The 24,575-nt window shown below is 55.7% G+C and carries 15 protein-coding genes; 10 read left to right on the top strand and 5 right to left on the bottom strand.

From position 1 onward, the window contains the following. Positions 1 to 30 precede the first annotated feature (30 nt). The 3 genes from ABID47_RS12425 to ABID47_RS12435 form a co-directional block, all read right to left on the bottom strand. Positions 31 to 1,386, bottom strand: a complete 1,356-nt coding sequence (locus ABID47_RS12425; RefSeq protein ID WP_089546393.1) for a sodium-dependent transporter — start codon at positions 1,384 to 1,386, stop codon at positions 31 to 33. 86 nt (positions 1,387 to 1,472) lie between these two features. Continuing rightward, positions 1,473 to 2,009, bottom strand: coding sequence for a chromate transporter (locus ABID47_RS12430; protein WP_084203786.1), 537 nt, complete (start codon positions 2,007 to 2,009; stop codon positions 1,473 to 1,475). A gap of 10 nt (positions 2,010 to 2,019) precedes the next feature. Further along, complete coding sequence (locus ABID47_RS12435; protein WP_354497064.1) at positions 2,020 to 2,646, bottom strand: chromate transporter; 627 nt, start codon at positions 2,644 to 2,646, stop codon at positions 2,020 to 2,022. 780 nt (positions 2,647 to 3,426) lie between these two features. Between ABID47_RS12435 and ABID47_RS12440 the strand changes: the two genes are divergently transcribed. The 3 genes from ABID47_RS12440 to ABID47_RS12450 all read left to right on the top strand — a co-directional run bounded on the left by ABID47_RS12440 (position 3,427) and on the right by ABID47_RS12450 (position 10,006). Then, positions 3,427 to 7,824, top strand: a complete 4,398-nt coding sequence (locus tag ABID47_RS12440; RefSeq protein WP_354497066.1) for a X2-like carbohydrate binding domain-containing protein — start codon at positions 3,427 to 3,429, stop codon at positions 7,822 to 7,824. Between the two features lie 168 nt (positions 7,825 to 7,992). Next, positions 7,993 to 8,577 carry a TetR/AcrR family transcriptional regulator gene (locus ABID47_RS12445; protein ID WP_145156616.1) on the top strand — a complete coding sequence of 195 codons (585 nt, stop codon included), beginning with the start codon at positions 7,993 to 7,995 and terminating at the stop codon, positions 8,575 to 8,577. 223 nt (positions 8,578 to 8,800) lie between these two features. Then, entirely contained in the window at positions 8,801 to 10,006 is a 1,206-nt protein-coding gene (locus ABID47_RS12450) for an MFS transporter (protein WP_354497068.1), read from the top strand. Between the two features lie 195 nt (positions 10,007 to 10,201). Here the strand turns inward: ABID47_RS12450 and ABID47_RS12455 are convergent, their stop codons facing one another. Further along, positions 10,202 to 11,164 (bottom strand): C45 family peptidase, encoded by a 963-nt coding sequence (locus tag ABID47_RS12455; RefSeq protein ID WP_354497070.1) that lies wholly within the window; start codon positions 11,162 to 11,164, stop codon positions 10,202 to 10,204. Positions 11,165 to 11,451: 287 nt separating this feature from the next. Then, positions 11,452 to 12,492, bottom strand: a complete 1,041-nt coding sequence (locus ABID47_RS12460; RefSeq protein ID WP_354497072.1) for a LacI family DNA-binding transcriptional regulator — start codon at positions 12,490 to 12,492, stop codon at positions 11,452 to 11,454. A gap of 520 nt (positions 12,493 to 13,012) precedes the next feature. On the opposite strand from ABID47_RS12460, the gene ABID47_RS12465 reads away from it, so the two are divergent. From ABID47_RS12465 to ABID47_RS12495, 7 genes are all read left to right on the top strand, one after another. Beyond that, positions 13,013 to 13,936, top strand: coding sequence for an ABC transporter permease (locus ABID47_RS12465; protein ID WP_354497313.1), 924 nt, complete (start codon positions 13,013 to 13,015; stop codon positions 13,934 to 13,936). Positions 13,937 to 13,953: 17 nt separating this feature from the next. Next, complete coding sequence (locus ABID47_RS12470; protein WP_076168655.1) at positions 13,954 to 14,835, top strand: carbohydrate ABC transporter permease; 882 nt, start codon at positions 13,954 to 13,956, stop codon at positions 14,833 to 14,835. 56 nt (positions 14,836 to 14,891) lie between these two features. Continuing rightward, positions 14,892 to 16,490, top strand: coding sequence for an ABC transporter substrate-binding protein (locus ABID47_RS12475; RefSeq protein ID WP_354497074.1), 1,599 nt, complete (start codon positions 14,892 to 14,894; stop codon positions 16,488 to 16,490). A gap of 154 nt (positions 16,491 to 16,644) precedes the next feature. Beyond that, a complete protein-coding gene (locus tag ABID47_RS12480; protein WP_354497076.1) occupies positions 16,645 to 18,108 on the top strand; it encodes a glycoside hydrolase family 32 protein in 1,464 nt (487 codons plus the stop codon). A 101-nt stretch (positions 18,109 to 18,209) separates the two neighbouring features. After that, positions 18,210 to 19,100, top strand: coding sequence for an ROK family protein (locus ABID47_RS12485; protein ID WP_354497078.1), 891 nt, complete (start codon positions 18,210 to 18,212; stop codon positions 19,098 to 19,100). A gap of 526 nt (positions 19,101 to 19,626) precedes the next feature. After that, on the top strand, positions 19,627 to 23,460 hold the full coding sequence (locus ABID47_RS12490; protein ID WP_435530611.1) for a GH32 C-terminal domain-containing protein: 3,834 nt from the start codon (positions 19,627 to 19,629) through the stop codon (positions 23,458 to 23,460). Positions 23,461 to 23,796: 336 nt separating this feature from the next. After that, a complete protein-coding gene (locus ABID47_RS12495) occupies positions 23,797 to 24,546 on the top strand; it encodes an SDR family NAD(P)-dependent oxidoreductase (RefSeq protein WP_354497080.1) in 750 nt (249 codons plus the stop codon). Positions 24,547 to 24,575: the final 29 nt, after the last annotated feature.

Here is a 24,575-nt window from a genome sequence, read left to right on the forward strand (position 1 = left end):
CCGGAGATTGCTTTTGTTATAGTTTCGTCGTTATTTCAGCTTCAGAATGCCCGTTGTGTCGAGCAGTACGAGCAGCACCAGAATCGGCGCCACATAGCGGAGCATGAACAGCCATACCCGGAACCATCCCGATTTGAGGCCGGCCGCTTCGGCAGCGCCTTTCCAGAAGTACCCGGCGAAAATGGTGGTGATCAGCCCGCCGACCGGCAGCAAGATGTTGGACGTAATGAAGTCGAGCCAGTCAAAGAAATTTTTGCTGCCCATTTCCGACAGACCCGGCACGATGCCGAAGGACAGCGCGGACGGAAGACCGATCAGCAGCACGAGCACGCTGATGATGACCACCGATTTCGTACGGCCCCATTTCCAGCGGTCCATCAGGTACGTTACCGGCACTTCCAGCAGCGATACCGCCGACGTCAAAGCGGCGATTGCCAGCAGGACGAAGAACAGACCCCCGAAGAACGCACCAAACGGCATGGCCGAGAACGCGGCCGGCAGGGCGATGAACACCAGACTTGGCCCGGAGTCGGGCTCGATACCGAACGAAGCGGTCGTCGGGAAAATGATCAGCCCGGCAACGAACGCATAGATCAGGTCACCAACGCCGATGGCGATTGTGGCGGACCCCAGAGACTGGCGCTTGTCCACATAAGCACCATACGTAAGCAGGATGCCCATTCCCAACGAAAGGGAGAAAAAGGCATGTCCCAAAGCGACTAGTGCCGATTCCGGGGTCAGCTTGGAGAAGTCTGGATTCAAGAAAAACGATACGCCTTCACCCGCGCCAGGCAGGGATACGGCACGGATCATCAGGACGATGAGCAGGATGATCAATCCCGGGATCAGCACTTTGTTAAACTTTTCGATGCCGCCGGAAATCCCTTTGACCACGACAAAGCCGGTAATCAGGATGGCGACAGCTTGCCATACGATCGGCATATAGCCGCCGATAAACGAATTGAACTGTCCTTTGAAATCCGGATTGCTGTACAGGTGTCCGCTGAAAGACTGCACGGCGTAATGCAGCGTCCAACCCGCGACGATGACGTAGAAGGTCAGAATCAGAAAAGGCGCGATAACCTGCAGCAGGCCGAGACGGCCGAACACTTTGCTGCCGCCCGCTTTCACAAACGAAGTGGCCGCACTGCCTCTGCCCGCGCGTCCGATGGCAAGCTCAGCGAGCAAAACAGGTAAACCAATGACGATCAAGCACACAATAAAGAGCAGAAAGAAGGCTGCGCCGCCGTTTTGTCCGGTGATGTACGGAAATTTCCACATATTCCCGAGACCCACAGAGCTCCCGATGGCGGCCAGGATAAAGCCTGCGGATGAAAACTGGTCTTTTTTTCCTGATGCCGCTGGGTTTTTAGGTGGTGTAGTCATAGAAGTTCCCCCAGTTTATTTTTGAAAGTTCATTCTATTATAATTTAACGTCCCCGTAAAGGCATAGAAAATTTAATTTCACCCAATTAAAACAGCACGATTCCCGCAACGCCCGAACATACGATGACGGTCACCGGATGCAGTTTGTATCTGGTGATCGCAACAAATGCCAGCACGCCGATCAGCAACGTGGCGAAGGTCGTCCAGTGATAGATGGCTTCCGACGGATTGGGGAAACCGAAGTGGATGGCCGCATAGACGATAAGTCCGGTAATGATCGGCCGGAGGCCGTAAAAGGAGGATTTGACCCAGGGGTTAGCATTCATTCGATAAAAGAAAGCCGCAATCAGGATCACAATGAGCAGGGAAGGCAGAACGATGCCGGCGGTGGCGGTAACGGCTCCAGCCAGGCCCGCGGTCTGGTAACCGATCAGCGTCGCGCTGTTGGTGGCGATCGGTCCGGGCGACATGCCCGCGATCGATACTGTCCGCTGAAATTCCCCGGTGCTCAGCCATCCGTGCTGCTGTACTTCGTACTGGATCATCGGGATAACCGCATAACCGCCGCCAAAGGAGAGAAACCCGATTTTTAAAAATGAGACAAATAACTGCCAGAACAGCATGGGACCCCTCCTAGATGTAATATTCGATGACGGACTCGTTCTCCTCGCGTGCCCTCTCGGTGTGAACCGGAAGCCCCAGCCGCTTCTTCAGCCGGATGACGGTGATGCCGAGCACCAGCCCGACCGCAATCAGAACCATGGGGTTCAGTCCGGTCAGCAGAAGCAGGGCCAGGGAGCCGGCGGCGGTGATGACGGTCGTCCGGTCAAACAGCGCATTTTTGCCCATTTTGAACGCGGCCACTGCGATCAGTCCGATGACAGCGCCGTGAATGCCTTTGAAGGCGGCTTGGACTTTGGGCTCCTCGCGGAACATTGAGTAGAACACGCTCAGCAGAAAAACGATGATGAACGTAGGGAGCGTTATGCCCATCGTGGCCGCCAGGGCGCCGGGAATTTTGCCCAGCCGGTATCCCAGAAAAGCCGAAGCGTTCACCCCGACGCCGCCGGGAGCCGAGCCCGCGAGCGACATTAAATCGCTCATTTCCTGGCGGTCCATCCATTTGCGTTTATCGACGAATTCCTTCTCGATCATCGGCATCATGGCGTATCCGCCGCCAAACGTCGCCGGACCGATTTTGAAAAAAATCCAAAATAATTGAAAAAGCAGGTACGCTTTCGATGTCTTGTCGGTATGCACAACACGTCACCTCGAGTTAAATTCTGTCTGTATTATAACATCTTTTATCCAAAATGAAATTAACTTATTTGAAAATAGGCTAGAAGATATCGAAAGGGAAGGGAAGCAGGTAGTAACCGGGGATTGGGATCTCGACTGTGGAATGTTTGCTAGGCCATTGTAATGTCGAGAAATTTAGTGGGTTTTTCGCATGTCGTATAGAAGAATATCCAATCAAAGCTATTATCCAAAAAAAGGATTTAAACCAAGTGGACTGCTCAACTTTATTTCATAATAGAATTAACTTAAGAGCGGATGACAAGCCCGGCCGCCGATTTTGACGAGTCTTACGGGGACCGGTTGATCTCAGTAGATTTGACGGACACAGCCTTGTGCATGAAGAATGAGCTTCAGCAGATGCTCAAACAGGGGAACGAAGATCCACGTCGACGCTGGACATACTTCCCGTTTTTTTGGTTCGAGGCAGCCGGTACCCCATGAAGAATTGGGAAAAGGCTGCTTTTTTTTGAATACCCATAAATGAAAAAATCCCTTGCTGGCCGGACAAAACACCCGTTTTTTGGGAAAAGTGTACGCCGGAACACCCAGATGTACCTGTTCAGAAAATGAGGAAGTCCCTATCATCAGCAGTATAGAAAGCGCTGTCATTTAGCGTTCGGTGACCGGTCGACTGTGGCGTCAGCGTCCTGGAAGCCAGCATCCGTCAAGCGGCCCGAAATAAGGTCATCCGTAAAACGCGAAGGCGCCTTTAAGTTTTTCATGCTGGGAGGAGATGATGGAATGATGATGAAGCGGTTGGGAAGGAAGATGGGGCTTATCCTGCTGGTGATGCTGGTACTGGTGCAGACCGGATGGGCTGGACAAAAGCTGAACGTAGCCGAAGCGGCCAACAAGGAGCTGGCCCAAAAGCCGTATATGGGCTGGAGCAGCTACAGTATGCAGGTGTATGATTCTGCGGGCAACTGGACGTCGGCGGAGAGCATCAAGAAGCAGTCCGACGCGATGCGTGACAAGCTGCAGGCCCACGGATACAACTACATCAATATTGATGCGGGCTGGAACGGAGACATGGACGAGTACGGCAGGCCGATTCCGAGCACGAAACTGTATCCGAACGGATTTCAGGAAGTTATCGATTACGTGCACCATAACGGGCAGAAAATCGGTATTTATCTGATTCCCGGCCTGTCGATTGATGCCTATAAGAAGGATCTCGAAGTTTATGGGACGGGCGGTGCCTGCCGGGTCCGCGACATTGCGGCACAGCCGCTCAAGATCGTCGATGCCTGGAACTCATACACGTACAAAATCGACTTCAGCAACCCGTGTGCGCAAAAGTATGTGGACTCCATTGCCGACATGCTCGGGGATTGGGGGATCGATTTCGTCAAATTCGACAGCGTCACGCCGGGATCGGGCAACAACAACCTGAACCTTGACTCCCGCGGGGACGTGAAGGCCTGGTCCGAGGCGCTGGCGCGCCATGACATCTGGTTCGAGATCTCGTGGGCGCTGGACCACAACTACGCGGACTTTTGGAAAAAGTATGCCAACGGCTGGCGCATTCAATGGGATGTGGAAGCCTATGACAGCAATGTCGGGCTGACGCAGTGGGCCAATATCGCCCGCCTGTTCCCGGATGCGGCGGTATGGTGGAGGGACGCCGGGCCGGCCACCGGCTGGAACGACTTTGATTCCCTGAACGTCGGCAACGGCTCGATGGACGGCTTGACCAAAGACGAGCGCCAGACGGCCATGACCTTCTGGGCGATATCGGCGGCGCCGCTCTATATCGGCAACGATATGACCCGGCTTGATGACTACGGGCTCAAGCTGCTGACCAACGACGAGGTGATCGCCGTCAATCAGGCGGGACGCCCGGCTCACCCGGTGTCGATGGACACCCAGCAGCAGGTGTGGTACGCCAACAACGGGGACGGCACTTACAGCGTCGCCTTGTTCAATCTGGGCAGCCGCAGTACCGAAGTCAAGGTTAGCTGGAAGGACATCGGTCTGACCGGCTCGGCCAAGGTGAGGGACTTGTGGAGCCATATGGAGCTTGGAACCTTTGATGACGGATACGCAGCCGTATTGGAGCCGCATGCCTCCCGAATGTTCAAAGTAACGGCTGTCCAAGGAACGTCGGCGGTCAATGACGACGACACGGGCATCCGATATACCGGGGACTGGCAGCGGAACGGCGGTTACGAGCAGACGCCTGCCGTGCAAAATCTGGCTGTGACGATTAAAGACTCCGCATCCGTACAGGGGGTAGACCCCGAGCAAGACACAGGCGGCGTTCAGCCGGAGGCTGTGGGTGGAGCTCAACCGGAAGGAGCAGAGGCCGTTCAGCCGGTGGAAGCGGGTGACGGTCAGCCGGAATACGCAGGCGGTGTTCAGTTGGATGCAGCGAGTGATGTTCAACCGGATGACGCCGGCCAATCCGCCGCCGAGCAGTCTGATGCAGCCGCGGGCAGCCAGACTTCTGACTCCGGCGAGGCGATTTCCGGCTCCTCGGACAAGAGCGCAGCCGATGTCACTGCATCTGCAGAAGCTACGGTCACTCATTCGGTGTATATCAACGATAATGATCCTGGAATTACATACAGCGGCAGCTGGTCATCACAAGGAGACCGGCCGGCGGGGGATTATAAAGGGGATGTTCATTTTACCGAAACGGACGGCGACTTCTTCGAGTATGCCTTTAACGGCAGCGGCATTGACCTGATTACAGAGAAGGATCCGGAGCAAGGGGAGGTGGACGTCTACTTGGACGGAGCGGCTGATCCGGAAACGGTCAGCACGTATACGGAAGGCAGCAAGCAGGCGCAGCAGGTTGTGTACACCGTAACGGGACTTACGGAAGGTCCGCATACGATCAAGGTGGTCAAAAAAACGGGCACATATATGCTGCTGGACGCGCTGAAGGTGACGGCAAGCCATCTGATCGACCCGGTATCCGCCAGCTATGACAGGGAGGCCGCTAATCCGTCCGACCTTACCGTGAATCTGACGCTGGGAAGCGGTTCGCTTACGGCCATTCAGAACGGCGCCGACGCGCTGAAGAACGGCAGTGATTATACGGTAAGCGGCGGCACGGTAACCATCAGTAAAGCTTATCTTGCCAAGCTGCCGGAGGGTCCGGCAGCACTGAGCTTTAGGTTTGAAGGCGGGGACAGCGAGGTGCTGAGCGTGGACATCCGCGGCAAAGCGGCGCAGAACAGCTCAATCGACCCGAAGGAGGCCAGCTTCGACAAAAGCGACGGCCAGCAGCAGGACTTGTCCGTGAAGCTGGATCTGAACGGCAACACCTTGACCGCCGTGGAATACGAGGGGCAGGCTTTGACGGAGAATGAATATGCCGTCGATCAGGACACGGTGACGATCAAAAAAGAATTTTTGGCGGGTCTTCCAGGTGACGACATCACGCTTAAATTTATGTTCAGCGCTGGCGATCCCCAGACGCTGACCGTCCATATGACCGGGGCAGAGACGGTGCGCTATACGACTCTGAATGATGACGATCCGGGTATCGTCTATCATGGTGCCTGGAACCGCAGCACCGGAAGGGATTTCGGTGACTACAAAGACGATGTGCACTATACGGAAGCCAACGGCGATTCCTTTGAGCATACGTTCCGGGGAACGGGCATCCAGTTTTTTACCGAGATCGACCCGTCGCAGGGAGACATGGATATTTACCTGGACGGCGAGTTTCAGGAAACCGTCAGCTCATACAGCGAGCAGCGCCAGCCGCAGCAGAAGTTGTACAGCGTGAGCGGGCTGAAGGAAGGGTTTCATACGCTGAAAGTTGTGAAGAAATCCGGCCGCTTCATGCTGGTGGATATGCTCAAGGTCGAAATCCCCGACTTGATCAGCCCGGTATCGGCCGTGTTCGACAAGTCCGCCGCGAACCAGAAGGATGTGGCGGTCACCTTGCTGCAGCAGCCGCAATTGTTCAGCGGCATAGCGAACGGGAAGAACCGGCTCGTCGAAGGAACCGATTATACGGTTGAAGGCAGCCGGGTGATTCTAAGCAAAGCTTATCTGGCCGCCCAGCCGGCTGGAACGCTGCAGCTGGCGTTCGCGTTTGATGGGGATTATCAGAACGACGTCCATTATACGGCAGCAAACGGTGATGAACTCGCCTATACGTTTAAAGGGACGGGAGTGGAGCTGCTGGGTCCCGTTGGACCGGCTCTGGGAGACATCGACGTGTACGTGGATGGCGTGCTGAAGAAGACCGTCAGCGCCTACAGCGATCAGCGCCTGGTATCACAGCCTTTATACCGTATTTCCGGTTTGACTGACGGAACCCATACACTGAAAGCGGTGAAGAAATCGGGCGATCTGATGCTCGTGGACCAGCTGAAATTCACCGTGCCTGCGGCGGGCACAGGCCCGGTAGATCCCGGCACGCCGAACCCGCCAACAGGGCCGTCCGGTCCAACAGCACCTGGCCCGGGATCAAGCTCGGGGGGATCTTCGTCAGGAGCGGCAGCGCCTCCGTCCACACCTGAACCCGGGGCTCAGGACGATACTAAGAATGAGCGGCATACCGCATATATTCAGGGATATCCGGACGGCACATTCCGGCCGGATCAGCCGGTTACGCGCGCCGAGATGGCGGTCATTCTGTCCAAAGCGGTTCCGCAGGCAGCAGGCGACACGGCCGGCACGGCAGCCAGCGCGTTTCGCGACATGAAGTCCGGCTTCTGGGCCGGGAAGGCTATCGCGGCCGTAACGGCGGCGGGCCTGATGAAGGGCTATGAAGACGGCACCTTCAAGCCGGATCAGGCCATCACGCGCGCCGAAATGGCCACGCTGGCCAGCCGGCTGAAGCCGGGTGCTTCCGCGGCGGGCAGTGGCTTCCGCGATACCGCGGGCCACTGGGCGGAGAGCGCTATCGTGAAGGTGCAGGGAGCCGGCATTCTGAACGGCTACCCGGACGGCACCTTCCGCCCGTCCAAGGCGCTGACGCGCGCGGAGGCGGTAACGGCACTGAACCGCGCGCTCGGGCGCGGGCCGCTCTATGGAACGGCCGCGCTGCCTTGGAGCGATGTGCCTGCTGAATATTGGGCGTATAAGGATATCGCCGAAGCCTCGCTGGATCATCCGGTGAAGGCAAGAAAAGCAGGCGGGGAAGAGTGGGCTGGGGAGGCGGTTAAACAGCAGTAAAACTATACATCATCCAGGGGTCTGAATCCCAGATCCCTGGAAAAATGATCTGTTGAATGCAGCAGGCCGCCGAAGCACCGGCGGCCTGCATGTTGTATACGATGCTAAAAAATACTGGACTATTCGTTCCAGTTCGTATATACTTGTGCTCAAAGGGAGGTGGCGCCGATGGGACGCACCAAAGAATTTGACCGGGATCAAGTGCTCCGCAAAGCTATGACGGTGTTCTGGAAGAAAGGTTACGAAGCGACAAGCATACCGGATTTGCTGGAAGCGATGGGTCTTAGCCGTTCCAGTTTGTATGAAACGTTTCAGGATAAGCAGTCCCTGTATTACGAGGCGATCCAGCACTACAAAAAGTTGTCGCAAAGAAAGCGAGATGTGTTAATCGCCGCTCCTACCGCCATTGAGGGCATCCGGCAGTATTTCGAGATTCATATCACGAGTGCTTTTGCCGCGCAGGACGAAGTCCTTCCCAATGGGTGCATGATTACGAACGCAGCCCTGAGTTTCGACGCCATGGACGAACCGCTGCAGAACATGGTCAAGAATAGCTTTGATGAACTGGAACGGCTGTTTTACGAAAAATTAAAGAGAGGGCAGGAGACCGGAGAAATTTCTCCCGACAAAGACATTCGTCTCTTATCGTTCATGCTGCTCAATCTCAACCACAGCGTTAACGTGGTGGCGAAAATTCAGCAGGACAGCACGAAGGCGCGGGAGATGATCGAAATGGTGCTGGGCATGCTGTAACAAAGCCTCCGCTTCCTGATCTCGCAACAAATACTTCCGCTAGCGGTCCGTCTTCTGCGAGGATACGTCGATAGACATTTTTTTAACTATTCTGGAACGAATGTTCCGATAAATTCTTTTCTGGAAAAATCTATTTTATGCTTAAAAAACATGAGGCGGACTGTTCCTAAACTGGAACGATTGTTCCGAAAAAGGAATGCCTTACAAACAAAGGAGAAATGTTATGAGTACCATCGCGAAAGAAAAGCCTCACGCCGCTGCCGTTTCATCCTGGATCAACCTGATCCTCGCCGTCGCTTGCGGCATCATCGCTGCCAACCTGTATTATGCCCAGCCTCTCGTAGGATCGATCAGCTCAGCCCTGGGATTATCCTCCGGGGCGGCGGGATTGATCGTCACCTTAACTCAGATCGGTTACGGAATCGGCCTGTTATTGATCGTGCCCTTAGGAGATTTGCTCGAAAACCGCAAGCTTGTAGTCACCCTGCTGATCTTTAACGTGGTCGTGCTTCTCATCGCTGCTGAAGTCCGTAACGCGGCTTTGTTTCTTGCGGCATCGCTGTTTATCGGCGTAGGGTCCGTTGCCGCCCAGATCCTGGTCCCGTACGCAGCTCATCTGTCTCCTGAGGAAACGCGGGGGCGCAATGTGGGGAATGTCATGAGCGGCCTGCTCCTTGGCATCATGCTCGCCCGTCCGGCTGCCAGCTTAGTGGAAGACTTCCTTGGATGGCACGCCATCTTTATTCTGTCCGCCGTTCTGATTCTGGTGCTTGCGCTGGTACTGGCCAAGGCGCTTCCGGCAAGACGTCCGCAAACATCCATCAGCTACCCGGAGATCCTGTCGTCGATGCTGAAGCTGCTGAAGACGACGCCGATTTTGCGGCGCAGAGCTCTTTACCACGCGTTTCTGTTTGCTTCCTTCAGCCTGTTTTGGACAACGGTTCCTATGCTGCTGGTCAGCCCGGCATTTCATTTTTCCCAGACAGGGGTCGCCCTGTTCGCCTTGGTAGGGGTAGCCGGAGCGGCGGCTGCGCCGGTTGCCGGCCGCCTTGCCGATAAAGGGTGGATCCGTCCCGGTACAGGGATCGCCCTTGGACTCGCGGCCGTTTCCATGCTCCTGCCTATTGTGATCCATGGCGGTTCCCTGCTATCGATCATCAGCCTGGTCGTGGCCGCCATTGTATTGGATATGGCTGTTTCCGCCAATCTGGTGCTCGGGCAGCGCTCCATTTTCGCTCTGGGTGCAGAGCTTCGCAGCCGGCTGAACGGCTTGTTCATGGCTATCTTTTTCGCCGGTGGGGCTATTGGTTCCGCAGTAGGCGGATGGGCGTATGCACAAGGCGGATGGGAAGCGGCCATATGGCTTGGCGTTCTTTTTCCGGTGCTGGCTTTGCTCTACTTCTTAACGGAGAAAAGAGAAGCGAGATAACAAGATTGGTATCATCCGGAAGATCGCTGCTGAATTTCTCGAAAAAGCAACCGTACAAGGGGACTGACCCCGTATATAAGACAGGGATCAAAACACCTTGCACGTTTAAGCAGCCAGTCGTCGATAATGAATCGGCGACTGGTTATTTAGTTTCGCTTTAATACGTCCCTGAGAGAAATGCCCTATCCCATCCGCCTATTTCTCGGACAATGGAATGTTAATCTCAGCCTCTGGCGACGCCGGCGTGGCGAGAAGCTGCTGTCCTTCAGGCCAATGATAATGAACCGTTTCCGTTACAGGATCGATTTCGACGGTATAAAGTGTGCCGAAATGATTCGAAAACTTGCGATGATACAACGGCTCTTTAAGAAAATCCTGAGGCGATACGGCACCGCCCATTCTAAGGAGATGGTCGAACCGCTCCACGGTCCGGTGTTCGTCGTGCGCGGAATCTTGAACTAGTCTCTGATGATTCGTGCAGCAAATGAGACCGTCGGCTTCGCTCACGCCTTCCGGCGAGGTGTAGACGACGCTGAAACGGCCTTCTCGATCCAAAAGCGAGATGTTTTGAACAAGCCGGTGGGGGATTGAGTTCAGACGTTTCACTGCCTCAGAAACCGTTGCCGAAGTGGCCAAGAGGTAGCGGACAATGAGCGGAATGCTGAACCCGTTGCCTACCGAGAAGTCCCCGCCAAACGTGATGGCCGCTGCGAGACCGTGATGGTTCAAGCCATCGAGATAGCCCCAGCCGCCTTCGGCGGAACCAATGATCCACCCTCCATCAGGCAATGGCTCGTAACGGAATACGCCGCTGAACCCGTCCAAGCTGAAGTCGTAATTTCGGATTAAAGTATGATGGCCTAATCGGTGGGAGATCGAGTTGCTGCAGCCGGAGAAGAAGGGAGGGAGGTTATACATGGCTAGTAGTTGTGCTTCGCCGGGACGGTCTGGTGAAACGGACAGCAAGGCCTCGTACTCGGGGAGCAGTTCGGGCATGAAATGACGAAGAGCAAGCCGTACTTTCTCGGGATCCATGGGGTTCTGGGGACGGAATGCATCCAAATTCCAGTGCTGGGCGATATGGGAAGCCCATACCGCAGGATGCGATGCAAGGACCGGCAGCCGCTTAAACCAAAACGGTTTCGTTTCATTTACCATCTCTGAGTCTCCTTTTCATGAATCATGTTTTTTAAAAATCCTTCACCTGTTACGTTATCTCAATCGAGTCCGTTCGGCCTGTTCTTTTGTGCGGTCTTTGGATAGCCCAGCAGCCGATAGGATCAAATAAATGGCTTTCACCGAAAAAAAAGCCCGACTGCTGTACTGCAAAGCGCCGGACTGCGGATATTCGTATGATGTAACCGGATTGGTTCTTCGATTGCGTATTCAGGAGAAACAGACTGCTCTCTTGGCTCGTTCTTATGCCATGCTGCATGGAGCCTGGATTATCGGGCGGCTTGCGTCGACTCCCGGAACAGCGGCTTGGTCTGGATATGCGTGACCTGGTAAGGCTGCTCCGGCTCCTTGATCCGGGAGAGCAGCATATTGGCGGCGGTGATGCCCATCTCGTCACTATAGATGTGCACGGTCGTCAAACGAGGCTCGACAATGCGCGACTCGGGCGCGTCGTCGAATCCGGCCACGACGATGTCCTCCGGAATGGCGATCTGGCGGTTCTTCAAAGCCTTCATCACGTTGACCGCGATAAAGTCATTCGCGCATACAAAGCCCGAGGGCGTGCCTTGCATCTTGTCCAGCCGCTGCTCCATCCAGTCGGACTCCGAGAAAAATTCGCGGTCCGGTTCCAGAACGCACTGGCTGCGGTCCAGCGGAATTCCCGCTTCTACAAGGGCCCGGTTAAAGCCGGCCCAGCGCTCGTTGAAGCTTTTGCAGTGGTTGTAGTCGCCGATAAAACCGAGCGAGCCGCAGCCGTCCTCGATAAGCCGTTTGGTCATGAAATAGGTGCTGTGTTCGTTTTCCATCAGAAGCAGGTCGGCTTCAAGGTCGGGATAAGACATGTCCGCCGCGCAGTCGATGAATATGGTCGGGAGCCCCAAGCTCGTGATGAGCTTGCTGTATGCCATGTCGAACAGTTCAATGCAGATGATGCCGTCCACCTTGGACGCTTCAAAATTGTTCGGAAGCTGGAGGGAGCTTCGCTCGATGTCCCTTACGATATGGATGGATAAATTGTAGCCTTCGCCGCTGATGCGTTGCTCCAGTCCGCTGATCAACTTGGCCCCGAAGTGCGACATGCTGGGCATGTTTTGCGTCAGCAGGGCGATATTGCCCGGGTTTTTCGGCATCAGGCTTTCGGTTTCCATGTAAGCAAACTGCTTGTACTTCAGCTCGATCGCTTTCTTGATGACCCGGTTGCGCGTCTCGTCCGGTATGCTGTCACTGCCGTTCAGCGCTTTGGATGCCGTGTTCCGGGAAATGCCCAGCGCATCGGCGATATCCTGAATGGTGACTTTCTCTTTCCCCATGTATTCGATGTTCACCTCTAACGATTATTTGTACGGAAGCAAGTTCCTCTCATAAACCTGCATGCATTCGATCTCAGGTATCCTATGACCAATGTATACCAGATTGCTTCAAATAGCAATGTCAACTTTACAAATGCACAAATATATAATACTTTCACTGTGCAAAATGACACGTAACCGCCGTGGGCGACTTTACATAAGCAATCTTTATACTCAAATCAGCATCGGAACCGACAGACCACGCTTGGGAAAGAAAGCGCTGGTCCCTGAATTGACGGAAAAAGTGACATTTCAACAAAAGAATGGACTTCTATGAACAAATTGTATTGGTCAATTGCACAAATAAATATTTACAAAAGTTATTGACGAAGATTACATCGTCTGCTAAATTGTAAAAGCAGCGATACGGTGCAGGTGCGAATGTAAGCCCTTACGGTATGCTGCATGTAAACTTTTTGTGCAAAGAACGGAGGTCACGGTTTTGGAAAATACGGTAGAAGTGGATCCAAGGGCGGCGGCAGTGAGGAGGAAGAGCTCTGCGGGGCGGGTGCTGCAGACGGTCAGAAAGCATTATTTTCTGTACGTGCTGTTGGCTCCGGCGCTTATTCTGACCCTGATTTTCAAATATGTCCCGATGTACGGGGCGATTATCGCCTTTAAGGATTTCAGCCCGATCAAGGGCATCATGGGCAGCGAATGGGTCGGCCTGAAGCATTTTGACAAGTTTCTCTCCTCGCCCAATTTCGACGTCATATTTATGAATACGCTTAAACTCAGCTTCTTCGGCCTGATTTTCAGCTTTCCCGTGCCGATCCTGCTGGCGCTCATGCTCAATCAGGTCCGGAGGGCGGGCGTGAAGAAGAACGTTCAGCTGTTTCTGTACGCGCCGAACTTCATTTCGGCGGTTGTCATCGTGGGTATGCTGTTCATCTTTTTGTCCCCGACAGGACCGATCAACCATCTGCTGACATGGATCACGGGAGAGCCGCTGATGTTTATGTCCGAGCCGAAATATTTCCGCTGGATCTATATCCTCTCCGACATCTGGCAGGGCGCCGGCTGGGCATCGATCATTTACGTGGCTGCTCTGGCGAACGTCGACCCGGAGCTGCACAATGCGGCAAGCCTGGACGGGGCGAACCTGCTCCAGCGCGTCCGCCACATCGACCTGCCGACGATCCGGCCGATCATGGCTATCGTGTTCATTTTGGCAGCGGGAGGCATCATGTCGATCGGGTTTGAAAAAGCGTACCTGATGCAGACCTCGATGAACCTCCCGGCTTCGGAGATCATTGCCACCTATGTGTACAAGGTCGGTTTGCAGTCCGGCGACTATGCGTATTCCGCGGCGGTCGGCCTGTTCAACTCGGTGATCAACGTCGTACTGCTGCTCACGGTCAACTTTATCGTCAAGAAGCTTAATGAGGGCGAAGGACTTTATTAGGAAGGAGCTTATCAACTATGGCTGTTAAACATTCGCCGTTCGACCGGTTTCTGCTGATTCTGAACGGCCTGTTCCTGACGGTGGCGGTGCTGCTGATCGTCGTGCCGCTCGTTTACGTCGTGGTGGCGTCATTTATGGATCCGACCGTGCTGCTGAATCAGGGCCTGTCGTTTCGCATCTCGGACTGGAGCCTGGAGGGCTACCGGAAAATATTGTCCAACCCGGCTATGCTGCGGGGCTTCGGCAATTCCGTATTTTACTCCGCTGCATTTGCCCTCGTTACCGTGACTGTATCGGTATGCGCAGGCTATGCCTTGTCTGATTCGCGGTTGGCGGGCCGGAAAATTTTTATGACGCTGTTTGTGATCACGATGTTTTTCGGCGGGGGCCTGATTCCTACATATCTGCTGGTCAAGCAGCTTGGCATGTTGGATACGGTGTGGGCCATCATCATTCCGGGTGCGGTCAATGTCTGGAACATCATCCTGTCCCGGACCTTTTTCAAAGGCGTGCCGAATGAGCTGAGGGAGGCGGCCAACGTCGACGGCGCGACGGAGGCGGGCATTTTCTTCCGGATCGTGCTGCCGCTCTCCAAACCGATTATTTTTGTGCTGGCTCTCTATGCTTTTGTCGGGCAGTGGAATTCCTATTTCGACGCCATGATTTACCTGGAGGATGCGAAGCTTCATCCGCTGCAGCTCGTGCTGCGCTCGATCCTGATCCAGAACCAGGCGGCGCCGGGCATGATCAGCGACCAGCTGGCGATGAACGAGCTCAAGCGCCTCTCGGAAATGATCAAATACTCGGCGATCGTCATTTCCAGTCTGCCGCTGCTCGTCATGTATCCATTTTTCCAAAAGTATTTCGAAAAAGGTGTGATGGTCGGTTCCCTGAAATAGGGACGGCCTGAACATACATGGCACTGATCCATTCTAATCCTTTGGAGGTCATAACGATGAACAAAAAGAGAAATCGCAAGGCTGCTGCCATGACGGCATCCGTTTCAGCGCTCGCGGCGCTGCTGCTCTTGTCCGGCTGCGGAGGAAGCGGCGGAGACGCCAAGGAGTCGCCTGACGGGAAAGTCACCCTCAATTTTCTGACGCAGAGCTCGCCGCTGGCACCCGCGGACCCGAATGACAAGCTCATCAATAAGCGGCTGGAGGAGAAGACCGGCATTCATATCAATTGGAAAAATTACACGAACGACGTTTTTGCGGAGAAAAGAAACCTGGCCGTGGCGAGCGGCGATCTGCCGGATGCGATCTTTGACGCCGGGTATGGTGATTATGACCTGCTGAAGCTGGCCAAGGACGGGGTGATCATTCCCCTTGACGATCTGATCGAACAGCATATGCCGAACTTCAAAAAGGTGCTGGAGCAGGCGCCGGAATATAAAAAGATGATTACCGCGCCTGACGGCCACATCTATTCTTTCCCTTGGATTGAAGAGCTGGGCTCCGGCAAGGAACGGATTCAGTCCGTGGACGACTTGCCGTGGATCAACGTGGAGTGGCTGAAAAAGCTGGGGCTGTCTATGCCGAAGACGACCGAGGAGCTGAAGAAGGTGCTGATCGCCTTCAAAACGCAGGACCCGAACGGCAACGGCAAGGCGGACGAAATTCCGCTCTCCTTTATCAACAAGCCGGGCGGGGAAGACCTGGCCTTCCTGTTCGGTTCTTTCGGGCTCGGGGAGAACTGGGACCACACCGTCGTGACCGATGACGGCAAGGTTGTCTTCACCGCAGCGGAAGAAGGTTATAAGGAAGCGATCAAGTACATTCACGAGCTGTACCAGGAGGGGCTGATCGATATCGAGTCCTTCCAGCAGGACTGGAACACCTATTTGGCGAAAGGCAAGGATAACCGGTACGGACTGTATTTTACATGGGATAAGGCCAACATCACCGGCATGAACGATACGTATGACGTGATGCCTCCGCTGGCAGGACCAAGCGGCGAAGTCAACGTGACCCGCACGAACGGCATCGGGCTGGACCGCGGTCGCATGGTCATCACAAGCAGCAACAAACATTTGGAGGAGACGGCCAAATGGGTCGATCAGCTTTACGATCCGCTGCAGTCCGTCCAGGATAACTGGGGGACGTACGGGGATCAGACGCAGCAGAACATTTTCGAATTCGACGAAGCCAAGGGCATGCTGAAGCATCTGCCGCTGGAAGGCACAGCCCCTGTGGAGCTCCGGCAAAAGACGAGCATCGCCGGTCCGCTGGCCATTCTCGACGAGTACTACGGCAAATATACGACGATGCCGGACGACGCGGCATGGCGTCTTAAATTGCTGAAGGAGGTGATGGTGCCGCACATGAAGGCGAAAAATACGTATCCGAACGTCTTCTTCTCCATCGATGAGCTGGACCGGCTGTCCACCATCCAGACCGACATGTTCGCCTACCTCGAGCGGAAGCGCACCGAGTGGTACCAGAACGGCAAAGTCGATCAGGAGTGGGATGCCTACCTCAAAGAGCTGAACCGGCTGGGGCTGCAGGATTGGCTGAAGATCAAGCAGGCGGGGTATGACCGCAGCGCGCAATAAAGGTTGAATAAAAAATCAAAAACCACATATCCGCACTTGCTTGGCGCATAAACGTTAGCAGTGCAGAATCCGGATGCGGCCGCCAGATGCCTTTGGGCAAAAATGCGGCCGGGTCCGCTGCAAATAAAACTTGTAATTCAAAGGAGCACAGCTGATGTCCACATTCATATCGCACAACTACCGCGGGGCGTATCACTTTTCCCCGAAAGAGCACTGGATGAACGACCCCAACGGAATGGTCTATTTCCAGGGAGAATACCACCTGTTTTACCAGCATCATCCCTTCGGGAACACCTGGGGACCGATGCATTGGGGACACGCGGTCAGCCGGGACCTGGTCGTCTGGGAAGAACTCCCGATCGCCTTGGCGCCGGACGAGTTTGGCACGATTTTTTCCGGCAGCGCCGTGGTCGACTGGAATAACACGACCGGCTTTTTCGGCGGGGAGCCGGGGCTTGTCGCCATTTTTACGCAGCATGCCGAAGGACCGGAGGGCGGAGCGCCTGTGCAGCGCCAGAGCCTGGCATACAGCACGGATGCGGGACGGACCTGGACGAAGTATGCCGGCAACCCGGTGCTGTCGCATGATACCTTCGTGGACTTCCGCGATCCGAAAGTATTCTGGCATGAGGCTTCCTCGCAGTGGGTGATGATTGTAGCCTGCGGCCAGACCGTCTGCCTGTACCGTTCGCCGAATCTGATCGATTGGACGCTGTCCAGCGAATTCGGGGAAGGCATCGGCAGCCATGACGGCGTGTGGGAGTGTCCCGACCTGTTTCCGCTGCCGGTGGACGGGGACCCGGACCAGACGAAGTGGGTGATGCTCGTCAGCATCGGCGATCATCCGGAGTTGGCGGAAGGGTCGCGCACGCAATATTTTACCGGAGACTTCGACGGGGAACTCTTTAGGCCGGATGCCGTATCGCAGACCCGCGTGAGATGGATCGATTACGGCCGGGACAACTACGCCGGCGTCAGCTGGTCGGATGTGCCGGCCGAGGACGGCAGGCGCCTGTTCGTCGGCTGGATGAGCAACTGGAAATATGCCAATCAGACGCCGACCGGCGTGTGGCGGGGCGCGATGACCGTGCCGCGGGAACTCAAGCTGGAGCTGCGCCAAGGTTCGGCCGAGCTGATCCAGCAGCCCGCCCGGGAATTGGAGGGATACCGCAAGGAGCTTCTGTCCCTGAAGCGAGTAACGGCTGCTCAGGCCTCCGCGCAGCTGGCCGATTTACAGCTGGAGAGCGGAGAGATTCGGATCCGCCTAGGATCCGGCCAATCGCTGGAGCTGAAGGTGCGGGCTGGCCGCGGCCAGGAGACGGTGATCGGTTACAGCGGAGCGGCCGGTGAAGTCTATATTGACCGGACCCGGGCGGGCGTGGCGGACTTTCATCCGTTGTTTGCCGGCAGGCATGCGGCAGCTCTCGATGCGGCAGACGGAACGGTGGAACTGCGAATCCTGATCGACCGGTCTTCGGTGGAAGTGTTCGCGGGCGGCGGCCGTGCGGTTCTTACCGACCTGATCTATCCGGATCAGGCATCCACCGGATTGTCCCTCAAGGTGGACGATGAGGAGGCGCTCGTCGAATCGCTCGACATTTACGATCTTTCTATTTAAATAACAACCTTATAAATAAGTACTTTTAAATACGAACCTTGATCCAATGGAGAACCCTAATCCATCGACCGATAAAAATTTGAAAAGAGAGGCACATCATCATGCGCATCGGAGCCATTGAAGCGGGCGGAACGAAATTCGTCTGCGGCATCGGAAACGAACACGGGCAAATCAGCGAGAGCATTAGCTTTCCGACGGGACGGCCTGAGGAAACGATGCCCCGGGTCATCGCTTATTTCAAGGATCGCCGGCCGGAAGCGATCGGGATCGGATCGTTTGGCCCGATCGACCTTCACCCCGGCAGCCCGGGGTATGGAAGCATAACGACCACCCCTAAGCCGGGATGGGCGCACTATCCCTTGCTCGCGGAGCTGAAGCGGCACTTCGACGTCCCCTATGGCTGGGACACGGATGTGAATGCCGCCGCCTGCGGCGAGGCGCTGTGGGGAGCGGCCCGCGGGCTGGACAGCTGCGCGTACTTCACGATCGGCACCGGCGTCGGTGTCGGCGTGTACGCCGGCGGCCGGCCCGTTCACGGGCTCGTCCATCCGGAAGGCGGGCATATTCCGGTCCGCCGTCATCCGGAGGACGGCTTCCCAGGGGCATGCCCGTATCACGGGGACTGCCTGGAGGGGATGGCCGCCGGGCCGGCGCTGGAAGCGCGGTGGGGAGTGAAGGGGGCGCAGCTGGCCGCGGATCACGCGGCCTGGACCTTCGAGGCGTATTATGTCGCCCAGGCGGTCACAACGGCGGTCCTGATGCTCTCGCCGGAGAAGGTCATCCTGGGCGGGGGCGTCATGCAGCAGCCGCAGCTCTTCCCGCTGATCCGACAAGAGGTTCAGCGGAGCCTGAACGGCTACGTGGACGCCTTGGAGCTCACGGATGATATCGATGGTTACATCGTTCCGCCCGGACTCGGCGGCCAAGCCGGATTATACGGTGCACTTGCGCTTGGGCTTCAGGCGCTGGAGGCATCAGGTCAGAAGGAGTAGGAGCCTGCAGCAAAACTTTGGTTCAATCCGGCCTTCGCTTGGGGGCAGCCAGCCGCAGTACAGGCCGGCTGCCCGAAAGCGGGCGACGGTACAAACGGTATACATATCGTGCTGAGCCGAATTAGGCTGGGAGGAACAACTGAGATGATGCTGGACAGGTTTTGGAGAGACAGGGGCAAGAAAAAGCCAAGGACAAGCCAAGAACAAGCCAAGGACTAACCTTGAATATACTCGGCATATCCTGTTCGATTTCTCTCTAACCTAAGTCCAGTCTAGCTCAGTTCAGACATCGTTCATGTCCGATTTGAGTGCATTGCACTGTTTGTTTATAAGGAAAACGCCAGTTTAACTCCGCATAATGTAAGCGGTTACAATAATGTTATTTCCATGCATTAGGCTTGTCTTCATGCACAGGTTTATTTGCATGAGCAGATTTGTTTTCATGCAAAGATTTGTTTCATGTATAAGCTTGTCTTCGTTTATATGTCATTTCTACACATTGTTCTGATGATAAGGAGGAGTGTTGATGAGATCAGCAAGAAAGATGCTGTCCGCGTGCCTGGCCGGAATTTTGGCATGTTCGTCCATCCTGCTGTATGAGTTTGACGAAGGCCGGGGATGGGCGATGCCTGCAGATTCCGAAGTTGAAGTTAACGGCGCGGCAGCTGCATTAACAAAGGAGGCGGACACGATGGCAGCGGGCGTCAATACGAACCTGGAAGGCTGGCAGGTCCAGGGCAAGGGCAAGCTTGAGCAGACAGCGGAGGGGCTGGAGCTGGCTTCCGATCCGCAGGAGAACGTGATGGCGGTCTCCAGCACGAAGGCGGACGATTTTATCTACGAAGCCGATGTCATGATCCAAAATGCCGAGGCTGATGCTTCGCTGCTTATCCGCTCTAGCAGCGACGGCTGGTCTTCATACATGCTGCAAATCGTGCCGTCGTCGGGCATCATCCGCTTGAAAAACGCAGCCGGAGGAGGGCTCAAGGAAGAACGTCAGGTGCCGCTGAAGGTCGGCGAAATCTATCACCTGAAAGTGAAGGCTGAGGGAACGAGCCTGCAGGTGTATTGGGGCAGCCAATATCAGCCGGTCATCCGTGCGATTGATACCGCCTATGCATCCGGATATCTTGGGCTTCATGTGTGGAACGGTTCCGCCGTATTTCAGAATGTGAGGGTCGGAAGCCTTGCCGGCAATCTGGACGGCGTGCTCGCTTCAACCGGAAGCTGGCAGCCCGATCTCAAAGGGCTTAAAGGAACGGGAACGACCGGAAAACCAGCGTTACGGGTATACCGGAACATTGCTGCGGACGCCGTCTATGAAGGCAATGTCACACTGAGTGAAACCTCATCCGCGGGACTGCTGATTCGGACAAATGCGGAGGGAACCGCCGGATATGAGGCTGCGCTGCGGCATCAAGGAAGCGGGGTACAAGTACTGCTGCGGAAAATGGACGGATCTCTCATCAGCGCCTCGACTAGCGTTTACCCCGATTCGCCAAACGCCAAGCATCATCTGGAGATTCAGGCCGTCGGGCCGAGGATTCAGGTGTTTGTGGACGGATATGCTCCCGCCGCCGTAGACGTGGCAGACGACAGTTATTCGGCCGGATATACCGGTCTGGTTGTAAGAGAAGGTACGGCATACGTCCAGGATGCCTATGTCACGGTTGAATCCGAATACTATACGGAAACATACCGGCCGGAGTACCATTACAGCCCGATCCGGGGGTCGGCAAGCGACCCGAACGGTCTCGTTTATTTTGAAGGAGAATACCATCTGTTCCATCAGGATGGAGGACAGTGGGCGCATGCCGTCAGCCGTGACCTGCTGCACTGGAAGCAGCTGCCGATCGCCCTGCCCTGGAACGATCTGGGGCATGTCTGGTCAGGCTCGGCCGTGGCCGACACGACGAACGCTTCCGGATTGTTCGGAAGCTCAGGCGGCAAGGGGCTGATCGCGTACTATACTTCCTATTCGCCGGATCTGCCGAACGGCAACCAAAAGATCGGGCTGGCCTACAGCACCGATCAGGGACGGACCTGGCAGTACTCGGCGGAGCACCCGGTCGTGATCGATAATCCCGGCAAAAACGGTGCCGACCCGGGCGGCTGGGACTTCCGCGATCCGAAGGTCGCCCGGGATGAGGCGAACGGCCGCTGGGTGATGGTCGTCTCCGGCGGCGATCACATCCGTTTTTTTACCTCCCGCAATTTGATCGACTGGACGCTGACCGACAATTTCGGATACGGGGAGTACGTACGCGGCGGGGTGTGGGAGTGCCCGGACCTGTTTCAGCTTCCGGTAGACGGCACGGACCGGCGCAAATGGGTGCTGATGATCAGCACCGGTGCGAATCCGAAAACGCAGGGCTCGGACGCGGAGTATTTTATCGGGGAGCTGACACCGGAAGGGAAATTCGTGAACGACAATCCGGCGGGAACCGTGCTGAAGACGGATTGGGGCAAAGAATTTTATGCCTCAATGTCTTTCTACGGCACGCCGGACGGGCGGCGGATTCTGCTGGCCTGGATGACGAACTGGGATTACCCGTTCAGCTTTCCGACGGAAGGCTGGAAGGGGCAAATGACCGTACCGAGGGAGGTCACGCTGCATACGACGGACAACGGCATCCGGTTGTTCCAGTCGCCAATCCGGGAGCTTGCCGGGCTGCGCAGCACCTTGTTCAGCGTGAAAAACCGTGAGGTTAGCGAATCGGCAGCGAACGTGCTTGGAGGAATTTCAGCAGGCGCCTATGAAATCGAAGCCGACATCGAGCTGCCGCAAAGCGGAGCCGCAGCTGAATTCGGATTTACGGTCCGCGAAGGCGGCGGGCAGAAGACGATGATCGGGTACAAGACTACCGAACAGAAGCTATTTGTGGACCGCTCGTCATCCGGCGTTACCGATTATTCGAGCCTGCTGCAGACGAGGCATGAGGCCGCGCTCCAGCTGGAAGGCAGCCGCATCCGCCTGCGGATCCTTGTGGATGAATCCTCGGTGGAAGTGTTCGGCAATGACGGCAGGGTCGTCTTTTCCGACCTGGTTTTTCCAGATCCGGCCCGGCGGGGCATGAGCTTCTATACCAAGGGAGGTAAAGTGAAGCTCGCGTCCTTGCAGGTGCATGCGCTGGACAATGTATGGCGTGAAGGGCAGAAGACGGGCTCCTCGATCATCCTGGACCGGAAAGAGCTGGACTTGTCTAAGGGGGATGAGGAGGAATTGTATGCATCTTACTTGGAATCCTCTGGAGCAAGCCATCCGCCGCTGGTATGGAAGTCCAGCAATCCCGGCGTCGTGCAGGTGACTTCCTCCAATCAGGGGGAATCTCCGGGAAAAGCGGTGCTTCGAGCGAATAAGGCGGGAACGGCCGTCATTACGGCCGTGTCGCCGAACGGGAAGGCTTCGGCTCGCTGCGTCGTAAACGTCACCGACGGGACGTTTACGACGAACCTGACAGGCTGGAAGCCGGATCTGTCGGCATCGCGGTGGGTTGTGACCGAACGCGGTATCCGGGGCAGCTATACAAGCGATACGAACTACATGGCGCAGGAGCAGGCCGGGGATTTTACCCTGGAAGCCGACATGACGCTGGGGGAGACAGGAGGCGCCGGCTCGATCCTGTTCCGGGCGAGCGCAGATGGCCGCAGCGGGTATTATTTCAATCTCGATCCGAACCTGAAGGCCATTCGACTCTTCTATAAAGTAGACGGGCGGTTTGAGGACAGGCAGGTGCTGGCCAAGGTCCCCAAGTTCATCCAGCCAGGAAAAACGTACCATATCCGCATTGAGGCGAAGGGGCCAGAGATCCGGGCGGAAGTGGACGGGGTGCAAGTCTTTGACGTAAAGGACGGCACGTTTGCTGAGGGGCACTTCGGCGTGAACGTGTTCGGCGGGCAGGCGTTTTACCAGCAGGTGACGGTGAGCGGGATGGCTGATGCCAAGCTGGCCGAAACGACGCTGGTGAACGCGGCCTCCGGCCTGGCACTGTTTGCTGCGGAATCGCAAAACGGCGAACCGGTAACCGTGGACGGCCCTGAAGGGGCTTCCCCGCAGGTATGGGTTTTCGTTCCGAACGGGGACGGGACATGGTCCATCCGGACCCAAGCGGGCAAAGCACTGGACCTCGACACGGGGCAGGGCCGCCTGCAGCTGTACGACTACCTCGGCTACAACAACCAGCGCTGGCGAGTGGAGGTCCAGGAAGACGCTGTCGTCACGATATACTCCGTGCATAACGGCCAGGCGCTGGAGGTATCGGCCGATGGGACAAAGCTGCAGCTTGGTGAACCGGCCGCCAGCGAGCTGCGGCAGCGCTGGAAGGTTCTGCCGGATGCCGATCTTCATCCGGAAAAATAAAATGCAGCAGCAAAAGGGCTTATCGACTGCCCACGCAGAACAGACAGCGAAAATAGGGGCAACGCTGAGCTGATGTTCCATCAAGCAACCGCAACCCGATGTACGGGGTGCGGTTGCTTTGTTCTCTAGATTAATAGATTTTCAGCAGAGGGAACATTCTATATCCGCGCGAGAATAACTCCTGATAAAAGGCGGTCAGCCTTTTATAACATTACGTTGATAGACTATTTTATGAGCGATGCAGTTTCTACCAACTTGCACGTCAAATTGAGGTTTGTTATTATTTAGATATGAAACTATTAGATAACTAAATATATAACGAAAAGAGGAAGCAGCATGAAATTACAAGGGAAAGTCGGTATCATTACCGGCAGTGCATCAGGCATCGGCAAAGGCATGGCGCTGGCTATGGCTAAGGAAGGCGCGCATATCGCGATCGTCGATGTGAACGAAGAGAAAGGGAAAGATACCCTCGCCGAGATTAACCAATATACAGAGGGAATGCTGTTCATCAAGGATATTTCCAAGCAGGAGAGCGCGCATGAAATCGTGGCCGACGTGGTCAAGCGCTTCGGCAGGCTGGATATTCTGGTGAACAATGCGCATGTATCGAGACAGGCCCCTTTTATGGAAACAACGAAGGAGCTTTTTGATTTATCCTTCGGAACAGGTTTTTATCCTACCGTTCATTTCATGCAGGCGGCGTATCCGGAACTGAAGAAAACGAAAGGCAAGGTCATCAACTTTGCGTCCGGTGCGGGCATTGACGGGCAGGTCACGCAGACGTCGTATGCTGCCGCCAAAGAAGCGATCCGGGGCGTATCGCGCGTTGCGGCCAATGAATGGGGTCCGGAAGGAATTAACGTCAATCTGATCTCTCCGATCGCACTGACGCCGGGCGTGGAACAGTGGCGCGAAAGTGCTCCGGAGCTATACGAAGCGATGCTGAATAAAATTCCTCTGCACCGGCTCGGCGATCCCGAGCAGGACATCGGCCGTGTTGCGGTGTTTCTTGCCAGCAGCGACGCTGACTATATCACAGGTCAAACCTTTATGGTGGACGGGGGCTCCATTAAATTGCGTTAAAATCGGGATCGTCCTACGCCGCAGGCTTC

This window comes from Paenibacillus favisporus (genome assembly GCF_040545415.1).
Taxonomy (GTDB): Bacteria; Bacillota; Bacilli; order Paenibacillales; family Paenibacillaceae; genus Paenibacillus_AQ; species Paenibacillus_AQ favisporus.